Genomic DNA, 7,296 nt, shown 5'->3' with positions numbered 1-7,296 from the left:
GAGCTCGCGCGGGGGCACCCCCATTCGCCCCGCTCACCAGCGCCGATGAGGCACCGCCCGTGCCCTGCGACCTGATCCGCCGGACAGGCCCTGGCCGCGGCCCTGTTCCCCGGCGGCGATGTTGAGACGCCACAGGCCGGAGCGGAAACACCGTGCCGTCGCCGTGCCAGTCGATGTCGAGGAAGGCCATCAGAAAGCCGACCGGGCGGTCCTCGTCGAGGATCAGACGGGGCCAGGCGACCCTGGCCGGATGGACGTAAGCCTCGGCCGGCGACTGCATCACCGGTGACACCGCGTCCTCCTGGTCCGGGCGGACGCGAATGCCGGTCGCGGCGTCGAAATTCCTCGGGGTCACTTCTTCCAACGGGGCGTCATACCGGCACGGTAGAGCGGCAGTTCACAAAACCACCACGAATTCATTCCCCGGCGGCGATTACCCCAACTGCCGGTACCTGCCCCGGAAATAGAGGAGCGGGCCGCCCTCCGTGCCCGGCAGCCGGGCGGTCAGCACCCGGCCGATCACCAGGGTGTGGTCCCCGGCCGCCACCCGCTGCTCGGTGCGGCACTCCAATGCCGCCAGGGCGCCACCGACCAGCGGCGCACCGGTGACCTCGCCGCGGGTGACGGGGAGGTCGGCGAAGAGCAGGCGGTCGCTGACCCGGCCCTTCATGGCGAAGCGGCCGGCGGTCTGGCGCTGGTGGTCGGCGAGGACGGATACGGCCCACAGCGGCTGCTCGGCGAGCAGGTCGTCCATGCGGGACCCCTCGCGCAGGCTGACCAGGACCAGCGGCGGTTCGAGGGAGACCGACATGAAGGCGGTGGCGGTCATGCCGACGTCCTCGCCGGGCGGCGCCCCGGGGTCGTCCGGGTCGAGCGGCGGCTCCTGCGCGGTCACCAGGACCACGCCCGCGGCCAGCCGGGACATCGCGGCCCGGAACTCGTCGTTACTCACCCCCACAGCATGCCCGGAGGCGGTGGGGGCGATGGGCACAGTGAGGGCAGAGGGATTGTTCGGCACACCGGAAACGCTAATCTCCGCCCGGCGCGAGTCGCATCGGGCCTCCGGCCGAGAGGCCCCCGGGACAAGGTCCTACGACCCCGAGTCCGGCTCTTCGTGCATCATGTCCGCACACTCGCAAAGACTGCGTTCGGTAAACACACAGGGAAAACGCAGAAACTCCACTCAATTGTTCACGTTCTCCTGTGACTTGAGTCACAAGGGGCGGGAATTGTTGACCCTGTGTACCGAGTGGGCAGCGCGCTGTGATTCAGTGGCGGGGAACCTGTAAGAGCACCACAAGGGCACCACCGGAAAAGAAACGCCGACGACAACCCTTGATTCGCTACGAGGTCTCGGGGGGAGGGCGAGCATGGAGACCGAGTCGGAGCCGTATGTCCGCCTTGCGTCCCTGCGGCAGCTGCACCAGGTCATGGCCGACATGAACACGGCGCGCAGCCTGGCGGACACACTGCAGACCGTCGCGGACGGGGTCGTGAACGCCCTCGGCTACGAGATGGCGGCCGTGAACCTGGTACGGCCCGACGGCGATCTCGTGGTCGCCGCCTTCTCCGGCAACTCGGCCGCGGAGGCCCTCATCACCGGCCGCGTCGGCTCCCGTGCGTCCTGGGACCGCCGTCTGAGCATGGGCGAGGACTGGGGCGACCTGCGTTTCATACCCCACACCGAGGGCTGGGTGCTCGACGACGACGACGTCCCCCAGTGGTTCACCGACGGCCCCGACCCCCGCTTCGAGGACGAGTGGCACCCCTCCGACCGGCTCTTCGCGCCGATGTACACGCCCGGCGGGCCGGCCGGGTCCAGCGGCGAGCTGCTCGGTGTGATCTCCGTGGACCGGCCGCGCAACGGCCGCCGGCCCGGCGCCTGGGGCCGCGAGGCGCTGCAGATGTACGCGTTCCAGGCCGCGATCGCGATCAGCAACGCGCGTCTACGTGCCAACATGCAGCGCGCCCTGGTCCGCCTGGAGCGGGAGCAGCAGGCCCTGCGGGCCAGTGAGGAAAGCTTCCGGCAGGCCTTCGAGTACGCCCCCTCGGGCATGGCGATCGCCGAGATGGGCGGCGACCAGCACGGCCGGATCCTGCGCACCAACGACGCCCTGTGCCGGCTGCTGGGCCGGCCCGCCTCCGCGATGCGCCGCTACTCCTTCTCCGACCTGGTCCACCCCGAGGACATAGGCACCCTGCTGCGCACCTCCGCGGAAGGCGGACGCGCGGAGCTCCGGCTCGGCCGCCGGGACGGTACGTACGTATGGGTGTCGCTGCGCAACAGCGTCGTCGCGGACGCCGCCGACGGACCCCGTTTCCTGCTCACCCACGTCGAGGACATCGAGGAGCGCAAGCGTCGCGAGCTCCAGCTCGCCCACCGCGCCTCCCACGACTCCCTCACCGGGCTGCCGAACTCCGCCGAGCTGCGCTCGCGCCTGTCGTCCCGGCTCTGTCAGCGGCCCACCCAGTCCGGCGCGCTGGAGTCGCTGGACGCGGCCTACGGCCACCCCGCCTTCGACCCGCCCGGCCACGACTTCGACTTCACGCCGCCGGGCGCTCAGCCGTTCGAGGGCTACGACCACCATGTGCACACCATCGCCCCCGAGGGGGAGCGGGACGACGGCACCAAGGGTCTCGCGGTCCTCTTCTGCGACCTCGACGGCTTCAAGTCGATCAACGACCGGTTCGGCCACAACGCGGGCGACGCCGTCCTCATCGAGGTCGCCCGGCGGCTCAGCAACGGTGTGCGGGACGGCGACACGGTGGCCCGGCTCGGCGGCGACGAGTTCGTGATCCTCGCCGACGGCCTCGGCAAGGCCGACGCCCAGGACCTCGCCGTACGCCTGCGCAACGAGATCATCCAGCCGATCCGGGCCGAGGGCCGGGCCGTGCGGGTGGGCGCCAGCTTCGGTATCGGGTGGGCACACTGTGGAATGACTGCGGACGAAGTGTTGAAGTCCGCTGACGAACGCATGTACGTAGAGAAACGATCTCGTCCCAAACAGCACCGACGGGCCGGTTGATCTCCAGGTCAGCGGGTCGATGCGACGGGAGTCACCCGTTTGGGCCACACGAAGCGGGTAGGCTCGCCATTCTCACCACTACCGCATCCACCCGCACCTGTTGAGGAGTACCTAGGGATGAGCCCCGGCGAAAACGGCCCGAGCACGCCCGAGGACGACGACCCGTTCGGCTATCTGTACGCAGACGGTCAGGCCAGGGGCGCCCAGCCGCCGTCCGGCGGTTACGGCTACCCGGGCTCGGTCAACAGGGTGCGGGCGGTCGGCGAGCGCACGTACGGCGGTCAGCAGGCGCAGTACGGCCAGACCGTCCAGCAGCAGGGTGCCGCCTACGGCCAGCCGAACGCCGCCTACCAGGCGCCGGAGACCTTCCCGGGCGGCGCGCCGACCACCCAGCAGCCGATGCCCGGCAGCGGCGGCGGTGGCGGCAGGGGGCGCGGCCCGAACACCAAGGGCCTGCTGATCGGCGCCGTCGCGGTGGTCGCCGCGGTCGTCGTCGGCATCGGCGTGGCCATGATGAACGGCGACGACGACAAGAAGACCGACAACCAGGCCTCCGGCGCCCCGGCCCAGTCCCAGAAGGCCTCGCCGACGCCGTCCGGCAGCAGCTCGGCGGCGTCGGGGGAACTGCCCAAGGCCGACGCGAAGACGCTGACGCTGGGTGGGGGAGCGGGCACGGCGTCGGACGTCAAGGGCGCGAAAGCCGACGGCGGCACCTACGTCACGAACTTCAACCAGGTCGGCTCGTCCCTCACCTGGAACCTGAGCGACATCCCCAAGGCGGGCAAGTACACGCTGCACGTCACCTACGGCGTGCCCGGCAAGGACGCCAACGCCACACTCACGGTGAACGGCACCCCCCAGACCCGCCCGTTCAACCTGGCGAACTTCGCCCACGCCCCGGCGGGCGACTACCAAAAGGGCTGGACCAACACCTTCGGGAACATCATCCTCAACAAGGGCCCCAACACCATCAAGCTCTCCTGTGAGCAGAGCAACCAGTGCGACGCCAACTTCGACCAGCTCTGGTTGGAGCCGGGGTGGAAGAACTCGTAGTCACGCCGCGGTGACCTCCCCCGTCACCGCCACCCGCCCCACCAGCTCCTCGTAAGCGGCCCGGTCGAACTCCCCCGCCACCGGCGCCACTACGCTCGCCGCCGACAGGGCGACCGCGCGGGTCAGCCGGTCCGGCCAGGGCAGGCCCTCCACCAGGCCCGACAGCAGGCCCGCGACCGTCGAGTCGCCGGCGCCGGTCGGGTTGCCGTGGAGGCGGGTGGGTGGGGCGGCGCGCCAGCGGCCCTCCGGGGTGACGGCCAGCAGACCCTCCGCGCCGAGGGAGGCGACGACCGCGTGGGCGCCCCGGCGGCGGGCGTCCTGGGTGGCTCGCAGCGGGTCGTGGGAGCCGGTCAGCTCGGCGAGTTCCTCGGCGTTCGGCTTGACGACGTCCGGGCGGGCCGCCACCCCGCGGCGCAGGGGTTCGCCGCTGGTGTCCAGCAGGACGGGGACGCCCGCGGCCCGGGCGGTGCGTATCAGTCCCGCGTACGCACCCACCGGTACTCCCGGCGGGAGGCTGCCGCACAGGGCGACCGCGGACGCCGAGCCGAGCAGCCGCCCGTACGCGTCCTGGAAGGCGGCCCACTCGGCGTGGGTGATCTGCGGGCCGGGCTCGTTCAGCTGGGTGGTGTCGCCGCCCAGCTCGTCGACGACGGCGATGGTGCGCCGGGTCGCCCCGCCGACCGGCACCAGTGCGTCCACCACGCCGGGGGTGTCCGCCAGCCGCTCCCGGACCACGCGCCCCGTGGCGCCGCCGGCGAACCCGGTGGCCGTCACCTCGTGCCCGAGGGCCGCGAGCACCCGGGCGACGTTCACGCCCTTGCCGCCCGGCCGTTCGACGACCTCCCGCACGCGGTGGGAGGCGTGCGGGCGCAGGGACCGTACGCGATAGGTGATGTCGAGAGCGGTGTTCAGTGTGACCGTGAGGATCACTCGGGCCGGCCTCCCCTCGGGCGTGACATGCGGCTTCTTCGGTTCCGGAAGCCAGATCATGCCAAAGAGAGGGCGACCGGCCCAGTCCACGGAATCGGCCACCGACTCCCGACTCGGGGACGGATCAGCCCAGTTGGGGATCGACCACCCATTCACCCCGGCGCATCACGCCCTTGAGCGCGAAGTCCGCGTCGAGGAGCACCAGGTCGGCGTCCTTGCCGGGCTCCAGGGAGCCGATGCGGTCGTCCAGGCCCAGCAGCCGGGCCGGGTTGGCGGACAGGGCGGCCACCACGTCCTCCACCGGCAGCCGGTCGACGGTCACCGCCCGTTTGAAGGCGCGGTCCAGGGTGAGCGTCGAGCCCGCGATGGAGCCGCCCTCCACCAGCCGGGCCACGCCGTCGTTGACCTCGACCTCGAGCGGGCCCAGCAGGTAGCGGCCGTCGCCGATGCCGGCCGCGTCCATCGCGTCCGTGATGAACGCCACCCGCGCGGCACCCGCACGGTTGAACGCCAGTTCGAGCGCGGCCGGGTGCAGGTGCGTGCCGTCGTTGATCAGCTCGACCGTGACCCGTTCGTCCTCCAGCAGGGCGGCGACCGGGCCGGGCGCGCGGTGTCCGAGGGCGGGCATGGCGTTGAAGAGGTGGGTGGCGACCGTGGCGCCCGCGTCGATCGCCTCGACCGTCTGCTCGTACGTCGCGTCCGTGTGCCCGACCGCCGCGATCACGCCGTGCTCGGCCAGCAGCCGTACGGAGTCGAGGCCGCCCGGCAGCTCGGTGGCGAGGGTGACCATCCTCGCCCGACCGCGCGCCGCGTCGAGGAGCTTGCGGACCTCGGCCGGGTCCGGGTCGCGCAGCAGTTCCACGGAGTGCGCGCCCTTGCGGCACGGGGAGATGAACGGGCCCTCGAAGTGGATGCCCGCGATGTCGCCCTGTTCGGCCAGCTCGCTGAGCAGGCCCGCCTGCCGGGCCAGGACGTCCGTCTCGTCGGTGACGGTGGAGGCGACCAGGGTGGTCGTGCCGTGCCGGCGGTGGGTGTCGACGGCCTTCAGCACGTCGTCCACCGGGCCGGCGAAGGAGGCTCCGCCGCCGCCGTGGTTGTGCAGGTCGACGAAGCCGGGGACCAGCCAGTGGCCGCTGACGTCGATGCGTTCCGCGTCCGGGCGTGCGGTGGCCGCGATCCTCGTGCCCTCGACGATCACACGCCCGTCGGGCACGGTCCCGGAGGGCAGCACCACAGAAGCGCCGGCGAGAACCTTGGTGGGGGGCATCAGGCGGTTACCTCCGAGGGGTCAGTGGTTTCGAGGAGATCCCGGGCGAGCAGCCCCGCCCCCAGGCACCCGGCGGCGTCCCCGAGGGCGGCGGGGACGACGGACGGCAGCTTCTGGAAGGTGACGCGCCGCCGGACGGCCACCCTGAGCGGGGTGAACAGGGTTTCCCCCGCCTCGGCGAGCCCGCCGCCGATGATCAGCGTGCGCGGGTCCAGCAGGGTGAGGGCGGTGACCAGGCCGTCGGCCAGCGCGTCCACCGCCTCCTGCCAGACCCGGACGGCGTTCGGGTCGCCGGACACGACGGCCTTCGCGCAGTCGGCGGCGTCCGCGCCCGGGCTGCCGGAGACGGCCGCCCACGCCTCGCCGACCGCCGCCGCGGACGCGTACCGCTCCAGGCAGCCGCGCTGCCCGCAGGGGCAGGCGATGCCGCCGGGGCGGACGACGATGTGACCGATCTCGCCCGCGAAGCCGTGCGCGCCCGCCTCCACCCGGCCGTCCAGGCCGATGGCGCCGGCGATCCCGGTGCCCAGCGCCACGAACAGGAACCGGTCGGTGCCCTTGCCCGCGCCGGTGCGGCCCTCGGCGAGCCCGCCGGTGCGCACGTCGTGGCCGAGGGCGACCGGGATGCCGAGCCGCTCGGCGAGCAGGTCGCGCAGGGGGACGTCACGCCAGCCCAGGTTGGCCGCGTAGACGGCGACCCCGCGGTCCTCGTCCACGATGCCGGGGACGGCGAGTCCGGCCGCGGCGGCCGGTTCGCCGAAGTGCTCCGCGCCGTGGGCGTACAGGGCGGCCGCGAGGCCGAGGATGTCCTCGACCACCGCGTCGGGCCCGCGCTCGCGGCCCGTGGCCCGGCGGTCCTGGTGCAGCAGCTCGCCGTCCGGCCCGATCAGGGCGGCCTTCGTCCCGGTGCCGCCCACGTCGATGGCGATGACATGTCTCACGGGAACAGTGTGGCCCGCGAACCCGCAAGAGGTCTAGTCCACTAGATGGTGTAGACCTTATGGTGCACATATCGAATGA

The 7,296-nt window shown here is 72.3% G+C and carries 6 protein-coding genes and 1 pseudogene; 2 read left to right on the top strand and 5 right to left on the bottom strand.

Features of this window, described 5'->3' with window-relative positions:
• Nucleotides 1-87 precede the first annotated feature (87 nt).
• Nucleotides 88-364, bottom strand: a pseudogene (locus ACFY0F_RS36090) (GNAT family N-acetyltransferase); the annotation flags it as partial.
• A 69-nt stretch (nucleotides 365-433) separates the two neighbouring features.
• Entirely contained in the window at nucleotides 434-925 is a 492-nt protein-coding gene (locus ACFY0F_RS36085; protein WP_388804323.1) for a flavin reductase family protein, read from the bottom strand.
• 445 nt (nucleotides 926-1,370) lie between these two features.
• On the opposite strand from ACFY0F_RS36085, the gene cdgB reads away from it, so the two are divergent.
• Nucleotides 1,371-3,026 (top strand): diguanylate cyclase CdgB, encoded by a 1,656-nt coding sequence (gene cdgB, locus ACFY0F_RS36080; protein WP_388804298.1) that lies wholly within the window; start codon nucleotides 1,371-1,373, stop codon nucleotides 3,024-3,026.
• Between the two features lie 117 nt (nucleotides 3,027-3,143).
• Nucleotides 3,144-4,079: a CBM35 domain-containing protein gene (locus ACFY0F_RS36075; protein ID WP_388804295.1), complete on the top strand. Its 936-nt coding sequence runs from the start codon at nucleotides 3,144-3,146 to the stop codon at nucleotides 4,077-4,079.
• On the opposite strand, the gene ACFY0F_RS36070 is transcribed toward ACFY0F_RS36075, so the two are convergent.
• From ACFY0F_RS36070 to ACFY0F_RS36060, 3 genes are all read right to left on the bottom strand, one after another.
• Complete coding sequence (locus ACFY0F_RS36070) at nucleotides 4,080-5,009, bottom strand: 1-phosphofructokinase family hexose kinase (RefSeq protein ID WP_388804292.1); 930 nt, start codon at nucleotides 5,007-5,009, stop codon at nucleotides 4,080-4,082. It lies immediately after the preceding gene.
• A gap of 124 nt (nucleotides 5,010-5,133) precedes the next feature.
• Entirely contained in the window at nucleotides 5,134-6,276 is a 1,143-nt protein-coding gene (gene nagA, locus ACFY0F_RS36065; protein ID WP_388804289.1) for an N-acetylglucosamine-6-phosphate deacetylase, read from the bottom strand.
• Nucleotides 6,276-7,217: an ROK family protein gene (locus ACFY0F_RS36060; RefSeq protein WP_388804286.1), complete on the bottom strand. Its 942-nt coding sequence runs from the start codon at nucleotides 7,215-7,217 to the stop codon at nucleotides 6,276-6,278. The genes nagA and ACFY0F_RS36060 overlap by 1 nt, the downstream gene beginning before the upstream one ends.
• Nucleotides 7,218-7,296 lie beyond the last annotated feature (79 nt).

The organism is Streptomyces sp. NPDC001544 (genome assembly GCF_042894285.1).
In the GTDB taxonomy this organism is placed as follows: Bacteria; Actinomycetota; Actinomycetes; order Streptomycetales; family Streptomycetaceae; genus Streptomyces.
Note: the sequence above shows the minus strand (reverse complement) of the source record. Positions and strands in the feature narration are given on the sequence as shown.

Coding starts and splice junctions, on each gene's coding strand:
- nagA (WP_388804289.1), bottom strand. CDS start 6,276: ATGCCCCCCACCAAGGTTCTCGCCGGCGCTTCTGTGGTGCTGCCCTCC.
- cdgB (WP_388804298.1), top strand. CDS start 1,371: ATGGAGACCGAGTCGGAGCCGTATGTCCGCCTTGCGTCCCTGCGGCAG.
- ACFY0F_RS36085 (WP_388804323.1), bottom strand. CDS start 925: ATGTCCCGGCTGGCCGCGGGCGTGGTCCTGGTGACCGCGCAGGAGCCG.
- ACFY0F_RS36075 (WP_388804295.1), top strand. CDS start 3,144: ATGAGCCCCGGCGAAAACGGCCCGAGCACGCCCGAGGACGACGACCCG.